The following is a 21,913-nucleotide window of genomic DNA, read 5'->3' on the forward strand; positions in this document are numbered from 1 at the left end:
ATCCTTTCCCGCTTCGGGGCCTTGGCCCGCAGGTCCCGGCCGATCGCTGTCAGACCTCCAGGACGATCTTTCCGACGTGCCCGCCCTCTTCCATGTGGCGGTGCGCCGCGGCGGCTTCAGCCAGAGCGAAACGGCGATCCATGACGGGCCGCAGCTCGCCCGAAGCCACCAGCGGCCAGACCTGGGCGCGCAGCTCCTGGGTCAGCAGCGCCTTGAACGTGTCCGAGCGCGCGCGCAGCGTCGAGCCGGTGAGAGTGTAGCGCCGCATCATCACGATTCCCATGTTGATCTGCGCCTTGGCCCCGCCCTGGATGGCAATGGTGACGTGGCGGCCGTCCATCGCGAGGCATTTGAGGTTGCGCGGCACGTAATCGCCCGCGACCATGTCGAGCACGACATCGACGCCGCGCCCCTGCGTGATCGCCTTGACCTCCTCGACGAAGTCGCTGGCCTTGTAATCGATGGCATGGTGTGCCCCGATTTCGCGCGCGCGATCACATTTCTCGGGTGAGCCGCAGGTGACGATCACGGTCAGGCCGAACAGGCGTCCCAGGCGCGTCGCCATCGACCCGATGCCGCTGGTCCCGCCATGGACAAGGAGCGTCTCCCCCTCACGGGCATGGCCGCGTTCAAAGACATTGTGCCACACGGTAAAGAGCGTTTCGGGAAGCGCGGCGGCCTCCTCCATCGCCAGCCCCTCGGGCACCGGCAGGCAGTGGTCCGCGCGCGCCAGGCAATAGGTGGCATAGCCTCCCCCGCCCACCAGCGCGCAGACCGCATCGCCCGGCGCCCAGTCGGTCACGCCTTCGCCCAGCGCCGCAATCCGGCCCGAAACCTCGAGCCCGGGAAGCGGCGAAGCGCCCGGCGGTGCGGGGTAGTTACCCTGGCGCTGGACCACGTCGGGCCGGTTGACCCCGGCAAAGGCGACTTCGATGAGGACCTCGCCGGGTCCCGCCTCGGGGACCGGCACGGCCATGCTCTGGAGAACCTCGGGGCCGCCGGGCGATTCGAATCCCACCGCGGTCATCGTCTTGGGCAAAAGGGAAATCATGGGCCTCGTGTTGCCACATTCCCATAGACCTTGGGAACAGTTTTCGAAGGCATTGACACGGGCCCGTCATGGTCCGATGCTGCTGGCAATGGACGACGACGAGCGACCTCGCCCCCCGGCGTCCGAACAGAAGTTCGGCGCGGCCAGTCTCCTCTCCCAAGAGAGTCTGGACAGCTACTCGCTTGATGAACTCGACGGCCGTAAAGCGCTCTTGGAAAACGAGATTTCGCGGATCACCGCGCACCGTGCACAGGCGGCCTCGCATCGTATCGCCGCCGAAGCGCTCTTTGGAAAATCCCCTGCCCCCGCAACGCCCCCGGTAACGGCGGGCGACGAAGGTCCCGGCACACCGCCCGATCCATTCAGGCCGCAATCATGAATGCCGCCTCAGGATCAAGATCGGTTGCACAACGCGACCTCGTAAGCCTCCTGAGACTGCCTATATTGAATTTGCAACGACGATCCATCACCCTTCACCCGCAAGAGGAGCTATCCTCCAACTGGAAAGAGTCCTAAATGCCCAGTTTCGCCCAAAGCCTTGAAAAGACACTGCATTCGGCCCTGTCCCATGCGTCGGAGCGCAGCCACGAATACGCGACGCTCGAGCACCTGCTGCTCGCGCTGATCGACGACACCGACGCGGCGCAGGTCATGCAGGCATGCGGCGTGGACCTCGGCGACCTGGGCGATGTGGTACGCCAGTACCTCGACCAGGAATACCAGTCGCTCAAGACCGAGGACAAGGGCGACCCCTCGCCCACGGCCGGGTTCCAGCGCGTGATCCAGCGCGCGATTCTCCACGTCCAGTCCTCGGGCAAGGACACCGTGACCGGCGCCAACGTGCTGGTCGCCCTATTCTCCGAGCGTGACAGTTACGCGGTCTATTTCCTGCAGCAGCAGGACATGAGCCGCCTCGACGCGGTGAGCTACATCAGCCACGGAATCGGCAAGGGCGGCAAGCGCATCGAGGACCGCAGCACCAAGGGTGCCGAGGACGCCGCTCCGCAGCCCGAGGAAAAGGCCGAGACCAAGAGCGCTGGCAACAAGAAGGACTCCGCGCTCGACCAGTTCTGCGTCAACCTCAACGAGAAGGCGCTGAACGGCAAGGTTGACCCGCTGATCGGCCGCGGCCCCGAAGTGGACCGCACGATCCAGATCCTGTGCCGCCGCTCCAAGAACAACCCGCTCTACGTCGGTGATCCGGGCGTGGGCAAGACCGCCATCGCCGAGGGCCTGGCGCGCAAGATCGTCGAGGACGAAGTCCCCGAGGTGCTTTCCGAGGCCGTGATCTATTCGCTCGACATGGGCTCGCTGCTGGCGGGCACGCGCTACCGCGGCGACTTCGAGGAACGCCTGAAGCAGGTCGTCTCCGAACTGGAGAAGATGCCCCACGCGATCCTCTTCATCGACGAGATCCACACCGTGATCGGTGCGGGCGCGACCAGCGGCGGCGCGATGGATGCCAGCAACCTCCTGAAGCCCGCGCTGTCGGGCGGCACGATCCGCTGCATCGGCTCGACCACCTACAAGGAATTCCGCAACCACTTCGAGAAGGACCGCGCCCTGCTGCGCCGGTTCCAGAAGATCGACGTGAACGAGCCCACGGTGGAAGACACGATCAAGATCCTCAAGGGTCTGCGCTCGGCCTTCGAGGACCACCACAAGGTCAAGTACACCCCCGACGCGATCAAGACCGCGGTCGAGCTTTCGGCGCGTTACATCAACGACCGCAAGCTGCCCGACAAGGCGATCGACGTGATCGACGAGGTCGGCGCGATGCAGATGCTGGTCCCGCCCAGCCGCCGCAAGAAGACGATCGGCGCGCGCGAAATCGAGCAGGTCATCGCGACGATGGCGCGCATCCCGCCCAAGTCGGTGTCGAAGGACGACAAGAAGGCGCTCGAGAACCTCGAACGCGACCTGAAGCGCGTCGTCTTCGGCCAGGACAAGGCCATCGACGTCCTCTCGACCGCGATGAAGCTCAGCCGTGCGGGCCTGCGCGATCCGGACAAGCCGATCGGCTCGTTCCTGTTCTCGGGCCCCACCGGCGTCGGCAAGACCGAAGTTGCCAAGCAGCTGGCCTCGATCATGGGCATTCCGATGCAGCGCTTCGACATGTCCGAGTACATGGAGCGCCACTCGGTCTCGCGCCTGATCGGTGCGCCTCCGGGCTATGTCGGCTTCGACCAGGGCGGCCTGCTCACCGATGCCATCGACCAGCAGCCGCACTGCGTGCTCCTCCTCGACGAAATCGAGAAGGCGCACCCGGACCTGTTCAACATCCTCCTGCAGGTGATGGACAACGGCAAGCTGACCGACCACCACGGCAAGACCGTCGACTTCCGCAACGTGGTCCTCATCATGACCACCAACGCGGGCGCCTCGGACATGGCGCGCAACGGCATCGGCTTTGGCGATATCTCGAAGGCGGACGCGAGCGAGGAAGCGGTCAAGAACCTCTTCACCCCCGAATTCCGCAACCGTCTCGATGCCATCGTGCCCTTCGCCTACCTTGCCAAGGACACCATCAGCCGCGTCGTCGACAAGTTCATCCTCCAGCTCGAGCTCCAGCTGGCGGACCAGAACGTGCACATCCAGTTCGACGCGGAGGCCCGCGCCTGGCTGGGCGACAAGGGCTATGACCGCCTCTATGGCGCGCGTCCGATGGGCCGCGTGATCCAGGAGAAGGTCAAGCAGCCGCTCGCCGAGGAACTCCTCTTCGGCAAGCTCGCCCACGGCGGCGAGGTCCACGTGACGGTGAAGGACACGAACGGCCTCAACTTCGAGCTGACCCCGTCCGCGCCCAAGGTCTCCAAGACCCGCAAGCGCAAGCCGGCCGCAAAGAAGGCCCCGCCCAAGACGACCGATCCGGACTCCTCGGCCGATCCCAAGCCCGAGGCCAGCTCGGACGACTGATCCGGCCCGGCTCGCCCGGTCCCCAACGCAACACGAAGAGCCCGGCCTCCCGCGAGGTCGGGCTCTTCTGCATGTGGAGGCCTATCCGCAAGGCGATCACTCCCACCCGTTCGGGCCGTCCCCCGACCAATACCCATAGCCTGCCCCCACACGACCAACGGGGGAACCATGCACATTTCCAAGATCCTGATCGCCAGCTCGGCACTTGCAGGCACAGCCCTGCCCCAGCAGGCTCTGGCCGGCGAAACCGGCCCTGCCGACATGGTGGCGATTCCCGCAGGGACTTTCCTGATGGGTTCGACCAAGGCCGAGACCGACGCCGAACAGGCCCTCACCCACCACACCGGCCTTGCCGTCGACGATGATTTCGCGCCGCGCGAGAAACCGCAGCACGAAGTCCACGTGCCCGCCTTCGAGATCGCCGCGACCATGGTGACGCGCGGCCAGTTCGCCCGCTTCGTCGCGGCGACCGGCTACACGGCCAAGGGCTGCTACGCGTACCTCGGCACCAAATACGGCATGCGCGAGGACGCCGACTGGCAGTCGATCGGCTTCCCCCAGTCCGACCAGCACCCGGTTACCTGCGTCAACTACGACGATGCCAGCGCCTACGTCTCCTGGCTCTCGCAGGAAACGGGCACGCCGTATCGCCTGCCGACCGAGGCCGAATTCGAGTACGCCACCCGCGCGGGCACCACGACCTCGCGCTACTGGGGCGATGACATCACCCTGCAGTGCACCTACGCCAACGGCGCGGACATCACCGTGCAGGAACGCGACAGCGACTGGATCACGGCCCAGTGCCATGACGACTATTACGGCCCCTCCCCCGTCGCGACCTTCGCGCCCAATGCCTGGGGCCTCTACGACATGATCGGCAACCTCTACCAGCTGGTCGAGGACTGCTGGCACGACACCTACGAAGGCGCCCCCAGCGACGGCAGCGCCTGGACCGATGGCACAAAGGACGGCTCGGCCTGCGAAATGCACCCGATCCGGGGCGGCTCGCACAGCCCGCACCCGGGCTCGATGCGCTCGGCCAGCCGCGTGATGACCAACGCGACCCGCTCCGCCTTCGTGGGCTTCCGGGTTGCGCGTTCGGTGGATTGAGAAGGAGGCAGTAAAAGGGTTCCGAGGGCCATCGCCCTCGGGCTCCCCAAACTGTAGACCTCACCTTTTGCGCGCCACCCTGGTTGAGAAAGGTGAGGTCGCCCATTTGGGGGTCAAGGGGCGATGGCCCCTTGGATAGGTTCTTCCTCTTCTCCCATGTCCGAGAATCCCGACCTGAAGGGAACAAGCGCGCGCGCCTTCCATTGTGCTCGGGTGGCGCGCGCGTTTTCCTGGATACGCCCCGAACCCTGGGGGATTCACGTCGTTCCAGCCGATTGCTGGATCGACCCGGCGCGCGCGGTCGACCGGGCCCTTATCACGCATGGCCACGCCGACCACGCCCGCGGCGGCCATGGACAGACGTTTGCCACGCCCGAGACTCTCGCGATCATGAAGTTGCGCTACGCAACTTCGGACGGCGCGGTGCCGGTCGCCTACCACGAGACGATCACGCTTCCCGGCGGGGTACAGGCGACCTGGATTCCCGCCGGGCACGTCCTGGGCTCGGCGCAGATCCTGCTCGAACACGCAGGCGAGCGCATTCTCGTCACCGGCGATTTCAAACGCCGCGCCGATCCGACCTGTCCGCCCTTTGAAGTCACGCCCTGCGACGTCTTCATCACCGAGGCGACCTTTGGCCTGCCGGTCTTCCGCCATCCCCCCACGCAGCACGAGATCGCCAAGCTGACCGATGCCCTGGCCGCAGAGCCCGAGCGCTGCGTGCTGGTCGGTGCCTACGCCCTGGGAAAGGCGCAGCGGGTCATCGCCGAACTGCGCGCAGCAGGCCATACCCAGACCATCTGGCTTCACGGCGCGCTGGAGAAGATGTGCCGCCTCTATGAAGATTTCGGCGTCGATCTGGGGGCCTTGTCCCTCGTCAGCGACGCGCCCTCGAAGGAGGCCATGGCAGGCCATGTCGTGCTGGCCCCGCCGTCCGCTCTCAACGACCGCTGGAGCCGCCGCCTGCCCGATCCGCTGACCGCGATGGCCTCGGGCTGGATGCGCGTGCGCCAGCGCGCCCGCCAGCGCGGGGTGGAGCTCCCCCTCATCATCTCCGACCACGCCGACTGGGACGAGCTTACCCGCACCGTCACGCAAGTTGCTCCACGTGAAACATGGATCACCCACGGCCGTGAGGAAGCCATGCTGCGCTGGTGCGAGCTGCACCAGAAGAAGGCCCGCGCCCTGGCCCTTGTGGGCTACGAGGACGAAGGGGGCGACGACTGATATGGAAGCCTTCGCCGCGCTCCTCGACACGCTGGTCTATACCCGCAGCCGCAACGCCAAGATCGCCGCCCTCGCGCGCTACCTGCGCGACACGCCCGATCCCGACCGGGGCTATGCGCTGGCCGCCTTGTCCGATGGACTCGACTTTGCGGCCGTGAAAGGCAGCACGATCCGCGCGCTGATGCGCGAACGGGTCGATCCCGAACTCTGGACTCTCAGCCGCGATTACGTGGGCGACAGCGCCGAAACCGCCAGTCTGCTCTGGCCCGAACCGGAGGAAGCTCCCGGACCGCCTCCAACGGTTGCCGAGGCCGTCGACGCGCTGGCCGCGATGACACGCTCCACGGTCGCAAGCGAACTTCCTGCCCTTCTCGACCGGCTTGACGCCGAGGGACGCTACGCGCTCCTCAAGCTGGCCACCGGCGCCATGCGCATCGGCATCTCCGCGCGCCTCGCCAAGACGGCTTTCGCGCAAGCCTTCGATGTGGCGATCGAAGACGTGGAGGAGCACTGGCACGGGCAATCGCCCCCCTATACCGCCCTGTTCGACTGGGCCGCCCACGGCTCAGCCCCGCCCGACACCGAGAACCTGCTCCTTTTCCGCCCCTTCATGCTTGCGCATGCCTTCGAGGCCGACGACCTCGACCTCGACGCCTACGTGGCCGAATGGAAATGGGACGGTATCCGCGTGCAGGCAGTCCATGCCCCCGGCGAGAGCGGCACGGGCGAGAGCCGTCTCTACTCCCGCTCGGGCGACGATATTTCGGCCAGCTTCCCGGAAATCCCGGCCGCGCTCGACGTGGCCTGTGTCCTGGATGGCGAACTGCTCGTGCGCGGCGAGGCGCAAGGCGGCAAGGAGGGCGGCGCAGCCAGCTTCAACGCGCTGCAGCAGCGCCTCGGGCGCAAGACCGTCTCGAAGAAGATGCTGCGCGAGGCCCCCGCCTTCGTGCGGCTCTACGACGTTCTGCAGATCGAAGGCGAGGATCTCCGCCCTCTGCCCTGGTCCCGGCGCCGCGAAGCCCTCGAATCGCTGCTGCACCGGCTCGACCCGGAACGCTTCGACCTCTCACGGCTGATCGACGTGCCCGGCTTTGCCGAACTGGCCGCCTTGCGCGAGAACGCCCGCGACGCGGCCATCGAAGGCGTGATGCTCAAACGGCGCGACAGCCCCTACGTCGCGGGCCGCAAGACCGGCCTGTGGTACAAGTGGAAGCGCGATCCCCTGCTGATCGACTGCGTGCTGATGTACGCCCAGCGCGGATCGGGCAAACGCTCCTCGTTCTATTCCGATTTCACTTTCGGCTGCTGGGACGGCGATCCCGACGGCGAGGGCCAGCTGCTGCCTGTCGGCAAGGCCTACTTCGGCTTCACCGATGCCGAGCTGAAGGACCTCGACCGCCACGTGCGCCAGCACACGGTCAACCGCTTCGGCCCGGTGCGCGAGACCGACAAGTCGCTGGTTCTCGAGGTCGCCTTCGATTCGGTTCACGCCAGCGCGCGCCACAAGTCGGGCCTTGCCATGCGCTTTCCGCGCATCCACCGCATCCGTTCGGACAAGCCCGCGCACGAGGCGGACCGGATCGAATCTCTCAGAGCCTTGATACGGGACTGACCAAGAAAGTGCCTTTCAAGGGGCCATCGCCCCTTGACCCCGGAATCGGCGACCTCACCCTACTCAGCCACGGCAACCGGATAAAGGTGAGCCAGACAGTTCGGGGAGCCCGAGGGCGATGGCCCTCGGAGCTGTCTCTTTGCCTTTTCCAATTGACCAACATCAAGTTCGGCTTGGCCCTGCACGTGTACTCTCACACCATCCCGCACGCTGTCTGCAAAGGATGTCGCTCCGTGTCTGCCCCTGCTCCGACTGCCGAAGCTCCCGCGCCCGAGACCCCGCGCACGCCCTTCTACATACTGGGCGGCATGCCGGTGTTCGAGGCCATCGCCCAGCGCTTCTACGACCTCATGGACGAAGACCCGGCCTACGCCGAACTGCGCGCGATGCATGCCGCCGACCTCTCCCCCATGCGCGAATCCCTGCCGCAGTTTCTCGCCGGATGGGCGGGCGGCCCACGCGACTGGTTCGAGGCGCACCCGGACCGCTGCATGATGAGCATTCACAAGCCGTTTCGCATCACCGCTTCGGCCGCCGACCAGTGGGCCGGCGCCATGCAGCGCGCGATTGCGGACGTTGCCCCCGAACCCAAGCGCGTCGCCGATGCCATGGGGGAGATTCTCGCAGACCTGTGCGCGGCCATGGCCGCGCGCCCGCCGCAGAACCCCGTCACCTCCTGAAAAGCAGGCTCCCGCCTAGCGGGTAAGGCGAAACTGCTTCTCACGCGAAGTTGCGCCGCGCAACAGTTCCAGCCGCGAGGGCGCTACCCGCAGCGCGCTGGCGACGAGCGCGCGCACCGCCTCGTTCGCCTTGCCGCCTTCGGGCTTGGCGCGGACCTTGGCAAGAAGCCGCCCGGATTCGATGGTCAGCCCCTCCCCCTTGGCGCCGGGAGTCACGCGTACAGCAAGGCGCCCCTCGGCATCTAGCAGGGCTTCGACATCGTCCGCCTCGGGCAGATCAAGCTTGGGCCGCGCCATGGCAGGTCAGGCGCCGCGCAGCGCGGCCGCGTGATCCTTCGCGTTCTGCACGTAGCCGCGCACCCCGGCCTGGTTGGCGGCCTTGGTCGCCTCATCGAGATCGCGGGCGAACTTGGCCGGACGGCCCATCCACAGCTGCCCGGCCCCGATGCGCTTGCCGGTCAGCATCGCGCCGCCCGCCAGCATGCCGTCACTCTCGATCACGCTGCCGTCCATGACCACCGCGCCCAGGCCCACGAAGGCGCGGTCCTCCAGCCTGCAGCCGTGGAGCATGGCCATGTGGCCGATCAGGCAGTCGGCGCCGATGATCGTCGCGTGGCCCTCGGGGCGTTGCGGCTTGGGACTGTCGCAGTGGATGACGGTTCCGTCCTGGACATTGGTGCGCGCGCCGATGACGATCCGGTTCACATCGCCGCGGATCACGCAGTTGTACCAGATCGAGGCCTCGGGGCCGATCTCGACATCGCCGATGATGCGACAACCCGGTGCGATGAAGGCGCTCTCGTGAATCCGGGGCACCTTGCCGTGGATCGCGGCGATTGTGATGTCGGGGCGGGAAATCTCGGTCATGGCGTTCCTGTCAGCTGGGACCAACGGATATAGGGCAGGATCGAGGCATGGTCATCCGTCCATGGGACCCCTTGCGCCTCGGGCAGCGCAGTCCAGGCCATGTCAGGGCGCTGCGCGGCAAGGTCCTCGAGGATCTGTTCGCTGCGCGAGAGCGCGATCCAGCGCGAGGGAGTGTAGCGTTCGCGGTCCTGCGGGAGGTCCAACCGCGACTTCGCTGCCAGCCCAGCATCCTTTGCCAGCGCGGCAATCACCGGGTCGAGATCGATGTAGCGGTTGGAGATATGGACCAGCAGCACGCCATCCTCCGAAAGCGCGCGGATATAGACCGCCAGCGCCTCGCGGGTGAGGAGATGGAGCGGGATCGAATCCGAGGAGAATGCGTCGATCACCAGCGCATCGAAGCGCCCGGGGGCAACGTCCTCCAGTTTCAGTCGAGCATCGCCGATCACCACTTGCGCCTCCGGCGTGCAGTCCCTCAGAAACGTGAAGGTGCCATCGGTCGAATAGCGCCGGATCACCGGGTCGATCTCGTAGAAGGTCCAGTCCTGGCCCGGACGGGCAAGGCACGCGAGCGAGCCAGTGCCCAAGCCCACTACGCCCACGCTGGCCCCCGCTCCGTAGAGCCGGGGCAAGGCCCTCAGCCCAAGGCCGACACCCGAACCGGGACCATAGTAGGTGAGCGCTTCGTGGGCCTGGGCCGGGTCGAGCGACTGCTTGCCGTGAAGCGTTGTCCCATGCGCCAGGGTGCGTGTCCGGCTCTCGGGGTAGTCGCGCAGGGTGTAGATGCCGAAATAGCTGCGCGTACGCTCACCGCGCCAGGATGAGAGCACCGTCCAGGCTCCGCCCTGCCCGATCATCGCGATCAGCACGAGGGCAGTGAAGGCCGCGCGCGAGGCCATCAGCAGAACACCGATACCGACAAGGAACACGGTCAGGAGCACGCTCCAGATGCCCGCGGCCGGATCGACCACCAGGTCCTTGAGCTGCCAGGCCAGGAATATGGCCAGCGCCAACAGGATATTCTGCGCCAGAACTGCCATGCCCGGCTCGATATCGTCCCGCTCGCGCCAGCCGAGCAGCGGGCGCAGCGGCATGAGCAGTGCCGCGGCAAGCACCAACAGGGGATGCTCCCAGCTCCAGTCGAAGATCATGGGGGCGACCAATGCCGTGAACAGGCCGCCAAGTGCGCCGCCCGCCGATTGGACCAGATAGAACTGGGTCAGCCGCTCCGGCCCCGGGCGCAAGTCATAAAGGCGCGTGTGAAGCGCAACCGCGACGCAGAACAGGAGCAGGCATGAAAGCGCCACCGCGCCCAGACCACCGATCCCGTTCGAGGCCATTGCATAGCCACCACCCAGCACCACGACGACCGGCGCGAGCCGTGAAATCAGGCGGGCAGGTGCGCGCCAGTCCGCAAAGGCGACGGTAAAGCTCAGCAGGTAGAGGCCGAGCGGGATCACCCAGAGCAGCGGCGCGGCGAAGATGTCGGTGGTCAGATGCGTCGTTGTCGAGAGCATGAGCCCGGAGGGCACCGCGGCCAGCGCCAGCCACACGGCAATGCGCCGCGCCGAGGGGGCGGATGCCTGCGCCGTGTCCTCGCCAAAGCCCCGTTCACGCCCCGAGCGCGCGCGCCGTACATAGACACAGGCCAGCACGCACAGGACGAGCAGGCCATAGCCCAGCGCCCACCCCAGGCTCTGCGTTTGGAGCGAAAACAGCGGCTCGGCCAGCAGAGGATAGGCGAGAAGGCCACCGAAGCTTCCCAGATTCGAGGCAGCGTAAAGGGCCCAGGGCTGCCCGGCCTCGGGATCGGCGGCAAACCAGCGCTGGATCAGGGGGGCCTGCGCGGAAACGGCAAAGAACACCGGCCCGACACTGAGGCCCAACAGCAGCGGCACCCAGAGCACTTCGCGGCCTTCGGGCGCCGGAGGTAGATCGACAAGGCCGATAGGCAGAGTCAGTCCGGCCAGCACCAGCAGGCCGCCGTGAATCCACCCTTGCGTGCGCAGTTCAAAACGCCCCAGCCAATGCGCATAGGCGTAGCCGCCCAGGAGCAGCGCCTGATAGACCAGCATCGCGCTGTTCCAGACATTGGGTGCGCCCCCCAGCAAGGGCAGCGCCATGCGCGCCACCATCGGCTGGACCAGGAACAGCAGGAAACTGCCGACAAGGATCGTGACGAGGAAGAGGATTCGGTCGCTATGGGAGCGGCGCGGCGTGGAACTCATGCCGGGGCAACGCCCGGCCGTGCCGAATGGTCCCCCCGCGCCAGGCGATAGGTCACATGCGGGCAGAGCGGGCTGTAGTGCGGCACGTCAGGATGCGCGAAATCCAGGTCAGGCTGATAGGTCATGCCCAGGCGCTCCATCACCGCGCGGCTGCGCACGTTGCCAAGGCTCGTGATCGCGTAGAGCGCATCATCGCCGAGGTTGGCGAAGGCCCAGTCCCGGCTCGCGCGCGCGGCTTCGCTGGCATAGCCCTGCCCCCAGCAATCGGACGCGAGCCGCCAGCCCAGTTCCGCCTTGCCGGCCACCGGCCCGGTGCGACCGCGAATAAGCCCGCACCAGCCGATCAGACGTGCATCCTCGCCGCGTTCCACCGCCCAGAAGCAGTGGCCATGTTCGGCCTGCATTGCCTCCATCCGGGCGATGGCCGCGGCCGTCTCTTCCCGTGTCAGAGGCGTGCCGAGCGTGGCCATCACGAGGGAATCGCTGCAGATCGCATGAAATGCCGCCAGATCACGCGCGGCGTCCCAGGCCCGCAGGACCAGCCGCTCGGTCCGGATCGGCAGCGCGTCCCCCATGTGCCCGCGATCAGCCGTTGAGCAGGCGCGCGGCGTGCACCGCATGATAAGTCAGGATTCCCGAGCAGCCCGCACGCTTGAAGGCGAGCAGCGTCTCGAGCACCAGCGCATCGCGGTCCCCCGCGCCGGCCGCGACCGCCGCCTCGATCATCGCGTACTCACCCGAGACCTGGTAGGCGAAGACCGGAACCTCGAAAGCCTCCTTCACCCGGCGCACGATGTCGAGGTAGGGCAGGCCCGGCTTCACCATCACGCTGTCTGCGCCCTCGGCCAAGTCCAGTTCGACCTCGCGCAGCGCTTCCTCGGTGTTGGCCGGGTCCATCTGGTAGGTCTTCTTGTCGCCCTTCAGAAGCCCGCGCGAGCCCACCGCATCGCGGAACGGGCCATAGAACGCCGAGGCGTACTTGGCCGCGTAGGACATGATCTGGACGTTGATGTGCCCCTCGGCCTCGAGGGCGGCGCGGATCGCCTCGATGCGCCCGTCCATCATGTCCGAGGGGGCGATGATATCGGCCCCTGCGCGCGCCTGGTTGAGCGCCTGGCCGACCAGCGCCTCGACCGTATCGTCGTTGAGGACATAGCCCTCGGCGTCAATCAGGCCGTCCTGACCGTGGTCGGTATAGGGATCGAGCGCGACGTCGGTGAGAAGGCCGATCGAATCCCCGCAGGCCTCGCGGATCGCGCGGATCGCACGGCACATGAGATTGTCGGGGTTGAGCGCTTCCTCGCCCTTGGCGCTGCGGCGCTCAGGCTGGGTGTTGGGGAAGAGGGCCAAGCACGGAATGCCCAGTTCGACCGCTTCCTTCGCCCGCTCGACCAGAAGATCGACCGACCAGCGCGACACGCCGGGAAGCGAGGCAATCGGCTCTTCCACACCCTCGCCGTCGGTGACGAAGACCGGCCAGATGAGATCGGCAGGCGTGAGAATGGTCTCGCGATGGAGCGCCCGGCTCCAGGCCGTGGCCCGCGCGCGGCGCAGACGGGTGTGCGGATAGGTCATGGGCGCAGGAGATGCCGCAATTCGCAAGGCAATTCAATTGCCCTCACCGGGACGGACTTCCGGTCACATGCAAGATAAAGAGAGACACTCCGAGGGCCATCGCCCTCGGGCTCCCCGAACCGACGACCTCAGGCTTCTCGCGCCGCCCTGGCCGAGAAAGGTGAAGTCGCCCATTCCGGGGTCAAGGGGCGATGGCCCCTTGAATCAAACTCGTATTTCTCTTGCCTTCATCCAACCTGCTGCGGCGCGAGCCGGTCGATCTCACGCGTGGTCTCCGCCTCGGCATCAGCGGGCGGGGCGATGTCCGCGAGCGCCGCGCCCGGTTCGAGCGTGAGCAGGTTCTGCAGGCGCGTCTCGAAGGCCGCGCGTTCGCGCTTGTCGAGCTGCGGGCTGGCGAGAATCTTGAGCCCCGCCGGGTTGATCGTACGCCCGCCGCGGTAGGCTTCGAGGTGGAGGTGAGGCCCCGTCGAAAGACCCGTCGAGCCGACATAGCCGATCACCTCGCCCGCCTTCACGCGCTCCCCGCGCTTCACCGCGATGCGGCTCATGTGGCCATAGCCCGTGGCAAGACCGCCCGAATGCTCCAGCCGCACGTAGTTGCCGTGCCCACCGTGGCGCCCGGAAAAGCTGACCCGGCCCGCAGCCACCGCGTGAATCGGCGTGCCATGCCGCGCGCCGTAGTCGATCCCGGCGTGCATGCGCTTGTAGCCCAGGATCGGGTGGCGGCGCATGCCGTAGTTGGAGGTGACCCGCCCGGCGACCGGCGCGCCGATGGGCACTTCGCGCGCCTTGCCCGCCGTATCGGCGGCCAGCATCTGGCCGTCCTCGCCCCAGCGCAGCAGTTGAAGGCGCTTCTTTCCCTCATGCGCGATTCCCGCATAGAGCAGCTCACCCAGCTTGCGGTCGCCCTTGGCCGAGCGCTTGTAGGCGAGGATCATGTCGAACTCGTCCTGTGAGCCGATGTCGCTGTCGAGGCTGATATACTTGTCGATGGCGCGCAGGTAGGCCTGGATCGCGGCCACAGGGGCTCCGGCGGCACGCGCCGAGCGGTAGAGGCTGGAGCCGACCTTGCCGCGAATGCGCAAGGGCGTCGCATCCACATGGATGGGATGGCGCACCAGCCGCAGCGGCCCTTGTGTATCCCCCTCCCCGCGCTCGACCGAGAGATCGAGATCGAAGCGCGCCCGGAAATTGAGCGATTCCAGAACGCGCGGAGAGCGCGGCCCCGGCCGCTGGCCCAGCGTGATGTCGAACTGGGTTCCCGACTCGATTTCGGAGGGCGACAGCGTGCCTTCGATCAGATTCTCGACTTCGGCCACGTCGAGCGCACCGACACCGGCCCGGCCAAGCATGCGCGAGAGACTGTCACCGCGCCCCAGCGTGGAAACGAGATCGATGCGCGGACGCTCGGGCACGCTGGCGAGCGGGCGCACCAGCGGACTGGCGCCCATGTGCCGTCCGCTGTCCGCGCCCAGCGCAAGCGGGGCAATGGTCTGGCTGCGAAATTCGTCGCGCACGCGCTCTTCGAGCGGGGTGAACGTCGCGGCTTCCACGGCGGAGAAATCGGGCCAGAAGGCAAAGGCGACCGCGCCGAGCCCCACCAGTGTCGCAAGCCCACGGAACCAGCGGCGGCTGCCGATGTCGCTGGCAAGATCCGGGGCAAGATCGACCCGTTGGCACCAGGCCTCGACGCCTGCGCGCAGACCGGCGCGCGCGCTCCTGGTGCCCGCCCTGTCCGCACCGATCATCTGGTCATGTGACAGACTGGCAGGCGTGCGCGTATCCTGCGCCCCGTCCTGCGATCCCCTGCCATGGCCCTTGAACACCCGCACCGTCCCTTGTTGCCTTGCGTCAATCTACCCGAAAGGCGCCACCCCATGTGGCACCTGCGGGGCGCTTTACGCCGAAATCCGCGAAGCGTCGTGCCTGCCCAAGGTTAATTCCAGCCTTACATTGTGGATTATAACCGGCATTGGGGGCGAGACGCCTCTTGCGAGCGGTAAGCGGCAGTGCCACACTTGACCCCATAATGCTTACCCCCCCACCTGCGATGGTGCGCAAAGACACCTCAGACGGGGTGAAGGCGGTCCTGGGACCGACCAACACCGGCAAGACCCACCTGGCGATCGAAAGGCTGTGCGCGCATTCCAGCGGCATGATCGGCTTTCCGCTGCGCCTGCTCGCGCGCGAGGTCTATGACCGTGTGTGCAAGATCAAGGGCGAGGCCAACGTCGCCCTCATCACCGGCGAAGAGCGGATCGAGCCGAAGAACGCGCGCTACCTCCTGTGCACCGTCGAAGCGATGCCGGTGACCGACCGTCAGACTGCCTTCGTCGCCGTCGACGAAGCCCAACTGGGCGCGGATCGCGAACGTGGCCATGTCTTCACCGACCGCCTGCTACATGCCCGTGGCCGCGAAGAGACGATGATCCTGGGCTCCTCGGCGCTCGAACCGATGGTGAAGGCCCTGATCCCGGGTGTCGAGGTCATCACCCGCCCGCGCTTCTCCACGCTCAGCCACGTCGCCCCCAAGAAGCTCAGCCGTGTACCGCCGCGCAGCGCCATCGTCGCCTTCTCGGTCGAGCAGGTCTACGCGCTTGCCGAAATGCTGCGGCGCTTCCGGGGCGGTGCAGCCGTCGTCATGGGCGCGCTCAGCCCGCAGACCCGCAACGCACAGGTGGAACTCTACCAGTCGGGCGAAGTCGACTACCTCGTCGCCACCGATGCTGTGGGCATGGGCCTCAATCTCGACGTCCAGCATGTCGCGTTTGCCGGACTCGCCAAGTACGATGGCCAGCGGCACCGACGGCTGACCTCGGCCGAAATGGCGCAGATTGCCGGGCGCGCCGGGCGCCACCAGACCGACGGTACCTTCGGCACGCTTGCGGGCATGCACCGGGGCGGGCGCGGCGGTGAGGAGATCGAATTCGAGCCCGAGGAAGTCTACGCAATCGAGGAGCATCGCTTCCCGCCGCTGACCAAGCTGTTCTGGCGCGATCCCGAACCGCGTTTCGACAGCCTCGACACGCTCATCGCCGACCTGGAGACGCCACCCGAGCGCCCCGAACTGCGCCTTGCGCCCGAGGCCATCGACCTCGCCGTCCTCAAGCGTCTCGCCGAAGATCCCGAGATCGTCGATTCGGTGCGCGGCCGCGCCCGGGTCGAGCGCTTCTGGGACGTGTGCCGCCTGCCCGACTTTCGCCAGCAGGGCACCGAGACCCATTCGCGCTTCGTCGCGCGGCTGTGGCAGGACCTCCGACATGGCGAATTGGGCGCGGATTTCGTCGCCCAGCAGATCGCCCATCTTGACCGCACCGGCGGCGAAATCGACACGCTTCAGGGGCGGATTGCCGCAATCCGATCCTGGGCCTATATCGCGCAGCGACCCGACTGGGTGCTCGCACGCGATGAGATGGCCGCGCGGGCACGCGCGGTCGAAGCCCGGCTTTCCGATGCCCTGCACGGCAAGCTTACCGAACGTTTTATTAATCGCAGGACTGCGCTGCTCATGAAAAAACTGGGACCGGACACAGGGTTGCTCTCTGTACGGCTCGAAGACGAAGAAGTTCTGGTCGAGGGCGAGCATATCGGCTCGCTGCGAGGCTTTGCCTTCCAGATCGACCCGCAAACCCGTCTGACCGACCGCAAGCTCCTGCTTTCGGCCGCCGAAAAGCACCTGCCCGGCCTTCTCGAAGCCCGTGCAGCCGAGCTGACCAAGGCGATTCACGAAGGAACGGCCACGCTCGCGCTGACGGGCACGGCGATGACCTGGGACGGCGAACCGCTGGGCGCGCTCGGCGCCGGACGCGGTCTGCTGGCGCCCGTGTTCGTGCCCGACCGTCTGCTCGATGCGATCCCGGCTCCTGCGCGCAAGGACCTCGTCGCCGCGCTCGAAGTCTGGCTCGAGAAGCAGCTCGAACCGCTCGCCCCGCTGGGCAAGCTGGACGAGGCGAGCCGATCGGAAGAAGCCGGCCCGGACCTTCGCGCCCTTCTCATCCTTCTCGTCGAACGCGGCGGGATTCTCGCGCGCGAGCAGTCGGGCCTTGAGAAGCTCGACAAGGAACGCCGTACGATGCTGGCGCGCCTAGGCGTACGTGTCGGCGCGCTCGACCTGTTCGTGCCCGCCATGCTGCGCCCGAACCCGATCAACCTGTGGCGCGAACTGGCCCGCCTCGCCGGCAAGGCCCCGCGCGGCGGCGCTCCCGACGAAACGATGCCCCCGGCCCTGGCCGCCGGGAAGCGCGACCGCCTGCCCGGCTACCGCAGTCTCGGCAAGCAGCTGATCCGCATCGACATGGCCGAAAAGCTCCTGCGCGAAGCGCACACCCAGCGCGAGGACGCCGCCAAGGCACCGACCCCGCCCGCAGCGACCACGGACGCCCCGACCGACACGGCGGCGGTCGAGGACGAAGCGGCGGCAACGCCCGCGCAGGATCAGCCCGAAACCGCCGACGTGCAGGCCTCGGCCGACACCCCGGCCCCCGCGGGCGATGCGGCTGCGGACGCTCCGGCTGAAGTCCCCACCGAGGCACCAGCCCAGGTTGCGGCCCAGGATGCGCCCCTGGCCACCGAAGCAAAGGATGGCAAGGGTAAGGGCAAGACCAAGGGCAAAGATCGCGGCCGCGACAAGGGTCGTGGCCGGGGCCCGCGTCCCAACTTCCCGCTCGATCCCGCCCGCGCGATCTCGATGGGCCTGACACCCGAGAGCTACGAGCGCCTGCTGCGTCTGGGCGGCTTCCAGCCGGTCGAACCGCGCGGCAAGCCCGCCAGGGAGGACAAGGCACAGGAGGCTCCCGCCGAGGGCGAGACCGCCGCGCCCGAGACGGCAACGGCCAAGACCGATGCCGCGCAGGGACCTGCTCCCACACAGCTGTGGACCTGGCGCCCTCCGCGTCGCCAGGCCCCCCAGCAGGCTCCCTCCAAGCGTCCCGCGCGCCCGCGTGAAGGCAATGCCTTTGCCGCGCTCGCGGACATGGTGCGCTAAGCGCGATGCGCGTCAGCTGACCCGGACCGATCCCGGTGCGCGTCGACAAGCTGCTCTGGTTCCTACGCCTCGCCAAGACACGGGCGGTGGCGCAGGGCCTCGCGCACGACGGGCACATGCGGCTCAACGGCCGGCGCATCGAACGCGCCCATCAGAAGATCGCTCCGGGCGACATCCTGACCGTGCCGATAGGCAGAAACGTGCGGGTGATAGAAATTCTTGCCCTCCCCGAGCGCCGTGGACCGGCTCCCGAGGCCCAGGCCTGTTACAGAGTGCTTGACGTCAACCCGACTCATCCCGTAGCGGCTCCACTTTCAGCCGTAAGTCTCTCAAAAAGGATTTCGCCGTCATGACCTACGTCGTCACCGACGCCTGCATTGCCTGCAAGTACACGGATTGCGTCGAGGTTTGCCCGGTCGACTGCTTCTATGAAGGCGAGAACATGCTCGTCATCAATCCTTCCGAGTGCATCGACTGCGGCGTGTGCGAACCGGAATGCCCGGCCGAGGCGATCATCCCCGACACCGAAAGCGGTGTGGAACAGTGGATCGAACTCAACGCCAAGTACTCGGCCGAGTGGCCCAACCTCACCACCAAGAAGGACGCGCCCGACAACGCGGACGAGATGAAGGACGTCCAGAACAAGCTGGAAACGCACTTCTCGCCCGAGCCCGGCGAAGGCGACTGATCGCGCCCAGTGCCTGAGGGCCCGCTGGACAGGAATTTCCAGGCTGAACGGGCCCCAAGGCAAATAGCGCTAAAATAAATGGGCGAGGATAGACGCCCGGAAACGCAGGCGAATCTGCCTGTCATCGTCTCGAATCGGGACCTCACAGGAGGCTAGCGCAGGAATCCTGCGGCTGCCACTGGATATTTTGTCACATCGGTGCTATATAATACGGCAACTGCCCGAGTCTTCCACTCGTCCGGCAGAGATTTTTCATGACGAGGCAGGGTTCGAAAACAAGCGGTAAGAGCGTGATCTGACCGGTCGGCGAAAGGCATTCGTGCCACAGGTCGCAGCCTACCGGGACACCGACTCTCACCGCCTGTTTGCTCGCATCCACCCTGCAGGTGAAAGGACGATACATGGCAACCAAGGCCGATGCCTTCGATGTTGGAGATTACGTCGTTTATCCCAAGCACGGCGTAGGCCGTGTGATCGAGTTGCAGAAGCAGGAAATTGCCGGGATGCAGCTCGAACTCTACGTGCTGCGTTTCGAAAAGGAGCGCATGACGCTCCGCGTTCCGGTGAACAAGGTGGAATCGATCGGCATGCGCAAGCTGTCGTCCGACAAGACCCTGCGCGAAGCTCTCGACACGCTCAAGGGCAAGCCCAAGGTGAAGCGCACCATGTGGTCGCGCCGCGCCCAGGAGTACGAAGCCAAGATCAATTCGGGCGATCTCGTCTCGATCGCGGAAGTCACGCGCGACCTGTTCCGCGCCGACGACCAGCCCGAGCAGAGCTACTCCGAGCGTCAGATCTTCGAGGCCGCCTCCTCGCGCCTCGCACGCGAACTGGCCGCGATGGAAAAGACCGACGAACCGGCCGCGCTCAAGAAGATCCTCGCGATCCTCAACGAGCATGCGCCCAAGTACTACGACACGGCCGAGACCGCCTAAGCGCGTTTCGCCGTATCCGGCAGGATGAAGGGCCGCTTCGCCGCAAGGTGAAGCGGCCCTTTCCCTTTGCCGCTTGCGAAGGAGCTGCGGGCATGAGACCTCTTGCACGTCATGTCTCCTGCTGTGCGCCCTGCCCCCCTTCTGGCCCTCGCCCTGCTTCCTGTTCTGGGCGGCTGCGTCGCCAGGACCGCGGTCGATGTGGCGACGCTGCCCGTACGCGCGGCGAGCCAGGGCGTGGACTGGGCCACAACCAGCCAGTCGGAAGCGGACGAGAAGCGTGGCCGCGCGATGCGCGAGCACGAGGAAAAGCTGCGCGACCTCCAGCGCCGCTACGAGAAGCACTTGCGCAAGTGCGACGCGGGAAGCCAGAGCGCCTGCCTGGATGCGCGCGACGATTACGCGCAGATGCAGATCCTCCAGGCCCCCCAGAACCGGCCATATTGACGCTGCGGCACGCGGGTGGAATACCCCTCCCATGGTGACGAGATGAGCTGGTACGAGAGGCGCGAATCCTGGGCCGCGCAAAGCGAGGACGCGCGCGAGGACGGCGATATCGACTACGCCCGCGTCGTCCATTCCGCCTCGTTCCGGCGGCTCCAGGGCAAGACCCAGATCCTCAACCTGGGCGACAGCGACTTCTACCGCACCCGCCTCACCCATTCGCTTGAAGTGGCGCAGATCGCAGGAGGCCTCGCCCGCCAGCTCAACAAGAGCTTCCCCGATCATCCGGCGACCGCGCACCTGCCGGACCGCAGCCTCATCCACGCCATCGGCTGCACCCACGACTTCGGCCACCCGCCTTTCGGCCATGGCGGTGAAGTCGCGCTCAACTACTGCATGCGCCGCCACGGCGGCTTCGAGGGCAACGGCCAGACTCTGCGCATCCTGGCCCGGCTCGAGAGCTTCTCGGCCAACGCCGGGGCCAATCTCAGCCGCCGCACGATGCTGGGCGTGCTCAAATACCCGGCCGCGTTCTCGCAGGCGGCAAACCCCTATCTGGAGCCGCGTCTGCTCGACGGCCCCAGCACCCTACGCATCCTCGATTCCCGCCAGTGCAAGCCGCCCAAGGCCTATCTCGACTGCGAACAGGACGTGGTGGACTGGATTCTCGCCCCCCTCACCCATCCTGAGCGCACGGCCTTCACCGCCATCGAAGCACGTCCCGGCAAGCACGCGAAGACCCTCCACAAGAGCCTCGACTGTTCGATCATGGATCTCGCCGACGACATCGCCTACGGCATCCACGATCTGGAGGATGCCATCTCGCTCGGCCTCGTCACCCGCGAGCGTTTCGCGAAGGCCACAGAGAGCGCCAGCGCGCCCTTCCTCGATGCGCTCAAGGAGAAATACCCCGGCGAAAGCGAGAACGACGTCTTCTCGCGCATGGTCGAGGGCCTGTTCGGCGAGGACGAAGGCACCCGCAAGCGCTACATCAGCCGCCTCGTCCACCACTTCCTGACCGGCGCCAGCTACCGGGAAGAGACCGCCTTCGACGAACCGCTGCTGCGCTGGCGTGTGTGCCTGGAAGGCCCGCGCCGGGCGTTCCTCGATGCGCTCCAGGCCTTCATCGTGAAGGACGTCATCGCCAGCCCCGAAGTCCAGCATCTGGAGTTCAAGGGGCAGGCCATGGTCGTCGCCGTCTTCGAAGCTCTCGCCGCCGATCCGGCCCGCCTGCTCCCGAAGGCCGCTCTCGTCCGCTACGAAGCCTCCTCAGGCGATATCCGGGTCATCTGCGACCACGTGGCCGCCATGACCGACACGCACCTCCTGAAGACCTATGAGCGGCTTTTCAGCCCGCGCATGGGTTCGGTGTTCGACCGGCTTTAATCGCCACGGGAAGAAGGAACATCCGAGGGCCATCGCCCTCGGGCTCCCCAAACTGTCTAGCGCCTGGGTGCCTGCAACGCCGATTGTGGGCGAGAGCATCGTATCCAGATGCACCATTGAGGGGCTTTGCCCCTCCTAATTCCTGCACACCCACTAACGGGTGCAAAACTGCGCCATCCCGCCCCAAATGCGCTCTCCGATTCCGGGAGCCCG

19 protein-coding genes are annotated in these 21,913 nt (G+C 66.6%); 12 read left to right on the forward strand and 7 right to left on the reverse strand.

The genetic code is table 11. From position 1 onward, the window contains the following. Positions 1–49: 49 nt before the first annotated feature. Complete coding sequence (locus tag HT578_RS12770) at positions 50–1,051, reverse strand: NAD(P)H-quinone oxidoreductase (RefSeq protein WP_213499880.1); 1,002 nt, start codon at positions 1,049–1,051, stop codon at positions 50–52. A gap of 88 nt (positions 1,052–1,139) precedes the next feature. Between HT578_RS12770 and HT578_RS12775 the strand changes: the two genes are divergently transcribed. From HT578_RS12775 to HT578_RS12800, 6 genes are all read left to right on the forward strand, one after another. Next, on the forward strand, positions 1,140–1,430 hold the full coding sequence (locus tag HT578_RS12775; protein WP_084592133.1) for a DUF1192 domain-containing protein: 291 nt from the start codon (positions 1,140–1,142) through the stop codon (positions 1,428–1,430). 137 nt (positions 1,431–1,567) lie between these two features. Continuing rightward, positions 1,568–3,967, forward strand: coding sequence for an ATP-dependent Clp protease ATP-binding subunit ClpA (clpA, locus tag HT578_RS12780; RefSeq protein ID WP_213499881.1), 2,400 nt, complete (start codon positions 1,568–1,570; stop codon positions 3,965–3,967). Positions 3,968–4,135: 168 nt separating this feature from the next. Continuing rightward, a complete protein-coding gene (locus HT578_RS12785; RefSeq protein ID WP_213499882.1) occupies positions 4,136–5,077 on the forward strand; it encodes a formylglycine-generating enzyme family protein in 942 nt (313 codons plus the stop codon). A 156-nt stretch (positions 5,078–5,233) separates the two neighbouring features. Further along, positions 5,234–6,304 (forward strand): ligase-associated DNA damage response exonuclease, encoded by a 1,071-nt coding sequence (locus HT578_RS12790; protein ID WP_213499884.1) that lies wholly within the window; start codon positions 5,234–5,236, stop codon positions 6,302–6,304. 1 nt (position 6,305) lies between these two features. Then, positions 6,306–7,916 (forward strand): cisplatin damage response ATP-dependent DNA ligase, encoded by a 1,611-nt coding sequence (locus tag HT578_RS12795; RefSeq protein ID WP_213499886.1) that lies wholly within the window; start codon positions 6,306–6,308, stop codon positions 7,914–7,916. 308 nt (positions 7,917–8,224) lie between these two features. Further along, on the forward strand, positions 8,225–8,596 hold the full coding sequence (locus HT578_RS12800) for a globin domain-containing protein (RefSeq protein ID WP_213504304.1): 372 nt from the start codon (positions 8,225–8,227) through the stop codon (positions 8,594–8,596). A 15-nt stretch (positions 8,597–8,611) separates the two neighbouring features. Here the strand turns inward: HT578_RS12800 and HT578_RS12805 are convergent, their stop codons facing one another. From HT578_RS12805 to HT578_RS12830, 6 genes are all read right to left on the reverse strand, one after another. Beyond that, entirely contained in the window at positions 8,612–8,893 is a 282-nt protein-coding gene (locus HT578_RS12805) for a DUF167 domain-containing protein (protein WP_213499888.1), read from the reverse strand. Between the two features lie 6 nt (positions 8,894–8,899). After that, on the reverse strand, positions 8,900–9,463 hold the full coding sequence (locus tag HT578_RS12810) for a gamma carbonic anhydrase family protein (RefSeq protein ID WP_213499890.1): 564 nt from the start codon (positions 9,461–9,463) through the stop codon (positions 8,900–8,902). Then, positions 9,460–11,691, reverse strand: a complete 2,232-nt coding sequence (locus HT578_RS12815; protein WP_213499892.1) for a fused MFS/spermidine synthase — start codon at positions 11,689–11,691, stop codon at positions 9,460–9,462. Before HT578_RS12815 ends, HT578_RS12810 begins: the two co-directional genes overlap by 4 nt. After that, positions 11,688–12,266, reverse strand: a complete 579-nt coding sequence (locus tag HT578_RS12820; RefSeq protein WP_213499894.1) for a GNAT family N-acetyltransferase — start codon at positions 12,264–12,266, stop codon at positions 11,688–11,690. Before HT578_RS12820 ends, HT578_RS12815 begins: the two co-directional genes overlap by 4 nt. A gap of 10 nt (positions 12,267–12,276) precedes the next feature. Continuing rightward, complete coding sequence (hemB, locus tag HT578_RS12825) at positions 12,277–13,266, reverse strand: porphobilinogen synthase (RefSeq protein ID WP_039389951.1); 990 nt, start codon at positions 13,264–13,266, stop codon at positions 12,277–12,279. 227 nt (positions 13,267–13,493) lie between these two features. Beyond that, positions 13,494–15,098: a M23 family metallopeptidase gene (locus HT578_RS12830; protein WP_239026276.1), complete on the reverse strand. Its 1,605-nt coding sequence runs from the start codon at positions 15,096–15,098 to the stop codon at positions 13,494–13,496. Between the two features lie 218 nt (positions 15,099–15,316). Between HT578_RS12830 and HT578_RS12835 the strand changes: the two genes are divergently transcribed. From HT578_RS12835 to HT578_RS12860, 6 genes are all read left to right on the forward strand, one after another. Beyond that, on the forward strand, positions 15,317–18,250 hold the full coding sequence (locus tag HT578_RS12835) for a helicase-related protein (protein ID WP_422394396.1): 2,934 nt from the start codon (positions 15,317–15,319) through the stop codon (positions 18,248–18,250). Between the two features lie 35 nt (positions 18,251–18,285). Beyond that, positions 18,286–18,603 (forward strand): RNA-binding S4 domain-containing protein, encoded by a 318-nt coding sequence (locus HT578_RS12840; protein ID WP_084592003.1) that lies wholly within the window; start codon positions 18,286–18,288, stop codon positions 18,601–18,603. Further along, entirely contained in the window at positions 18,600–18,938 is a 339-nt protein-coding gene (gene fdxA, locus HT578_RS12845) for a ferredoxin FdxA (RefSeq protein ID WP_039389942.1), read from the forward strand. The genes HT578_RS12840 and fdxA overlap by 4 nt, the downstream gene beginning before the upstream one ends. 401 nt (positions 18,939–19,339) lie before the next feature. Next, positions 19,340–19,873 carry a CarD family transcriptional regulator gene (locus HT578_RS12850; protein ID WP_039389939.1) on the forward strand — a complete coding sequence of 178 codons (534 nt, stop codon included), beginning with the start codon at positions 19,340–19,342 and terminating at the stop codon, positions 19,871–19,873. A 111-nt stretch (positions 19,874–19,984) separates the two neighbouring features. Then, positions 19,985–20,317, forward strand: a complete 333-nt coding sequence (locus tag HT578_RS12855) for a hypothetical protein (protein ID WP_039389936.1) — start codon at positions 19,985–19,987, stop codon at positions 20,315–20,317. 42 nt (positions 20,318–20,359) lie between these two features. Continuing rightward, entirely contained in the window at positions 20,360–21,700 is a 1,341-nt protein-coding gene (locus tag HT578_RS12860) for an anti-phage deoxyguanosine triphosphatase (RefSeq protein WP_213499896.1), read from the forward strand. Positions 21,701–21,913: the final 213 nt, after the last annotated feature.

Source organism: Novosphingobium decolorationis (assembly GCF_018417475.1).
Classification (GTDB): Bacteria; Pseudomonadota; Alphaproteobacteria; order Sphingomonadales; family Sphingomonadaceae; genus Novosphingobium; species Novosphingobium decolorationis.

Bases quoted from the DNA above. Each gene is read 5' to 3' on its own strand.
- HT578_RS12770 (WP_213499880.1), bottom strand. From the start codon at position 1,051: ATGATTTCCCTTTTGCCCAAGACGATGACCGCGGTGGGATTCGAATCG.
- HT578_RS12775 (WP_084592133.1), top strand. From the start codon at position 1,140: ATGGACGACGACGAGCGACCTCGCCCCCCGGCGTCCGAACAGAAGTTC.
- clpA (WP_213499881.1), top strand. From the start codon at position 1,568: ATGCCCAGTTTCGCCCAAAGCCTTGAAAAGACACTGCATTCGGCCCTG.
- HT578_RS12785 (WP_213499882.1), top strand. From the start codon at position 4,136: ATGCACATTTCCAAGATCCTGATCGCCAGCTCGGCACTTGCAGGCACA.
- HT578_RS12790 (WP_213499884.1), top strand. From the start codon at position 5,234: ATGTCCGAGAATCCCGACCTGAAGGGAACAAGCGCGCGCGCCTTCCAT.
- HT578_RS12795 (WP_213499886.1), top strand. From the start codon at position 6,306: ATGGAAGCCTTCGCCGCGCTCCTCGACACGCTGGTCTATACCCGCAGC.
- HT578_RS12800 (WP_213504304.1), top strand. From the start codon at position 8,225: ATGCCGGTGTTCGAGGCCATCGCCCAGCGCTTCTACGACCTCATGGAC.
- HT578_RS12805 (WP_213499888.1), bottom strand. From the start codon at position 8,893: ATGGCGCGGCCCAAGCTTGATCTGCCCGAGGCGGACGATGTCGAAGCC.
- HT578_RS12810 (WP_213499890.1), bottom strand. From the start codon at position 9,463: ATGACCGAGATTTCCCGCCCCGACATCACAATCGCCGCGATCCACGGC.
- HT578_RS12815 (WP_213499892.1), bottom strand. From the start codon at position 11,691: ATGAGTTCCACGCCGCGCCGCTCCCATAGCGACCGAATCCTCTTCCTC.
- HT578_RS12820 (WP_213499894.1), bottom strand. From the start codon at position 12,266: ATGGGGGACGCGCTGCCGATCCGGACCGAGCGGCTGGTCCTGCGGGCC.
- hemB (WP_039389951.1), bottom strand. From the start codon at position 13,266: ATGACCTATCCGCACACCCGTCTGCGCCGCGCGCGGGCCACGGCCTGG.
- HT578_RS12835 (WP_422394396.1), top strand. From the start codon at position 15,317: ATGGTGCGCAAAGACACCTCAGACGGGGTGAAGGCGGTCCTGGGACCG.
- fdxA (WP_039389942.1), top strand. From the start codon at position 18,600: ATGACCTACGTCGTCACCGACGCCTGCATTGCCTGCAAGTACACGGAT.
- HT578_RS12850 (WP_039389939.1), top strand. From the start codon at position 19,340: ATGGCAACCAAGGCCGATGCCTTCGATGTTGGAGATTACGTCGTTTAT.
- HT578_RS12855 (WP_039389936.1), top strand. From the start codon at position 19,985: ATGTCTCCTGCTGTGCGCCCTGCCCCCCTTCTGGCCCTCGCCCTGCTT.
- HT578_RS12860 (WP_213499896.1), top strand. From the start codon at position 20,360: ATGAGCTGGTACGAGAGGCGCGAATCCTGGGCCGCGCAAAGCGAGGAC.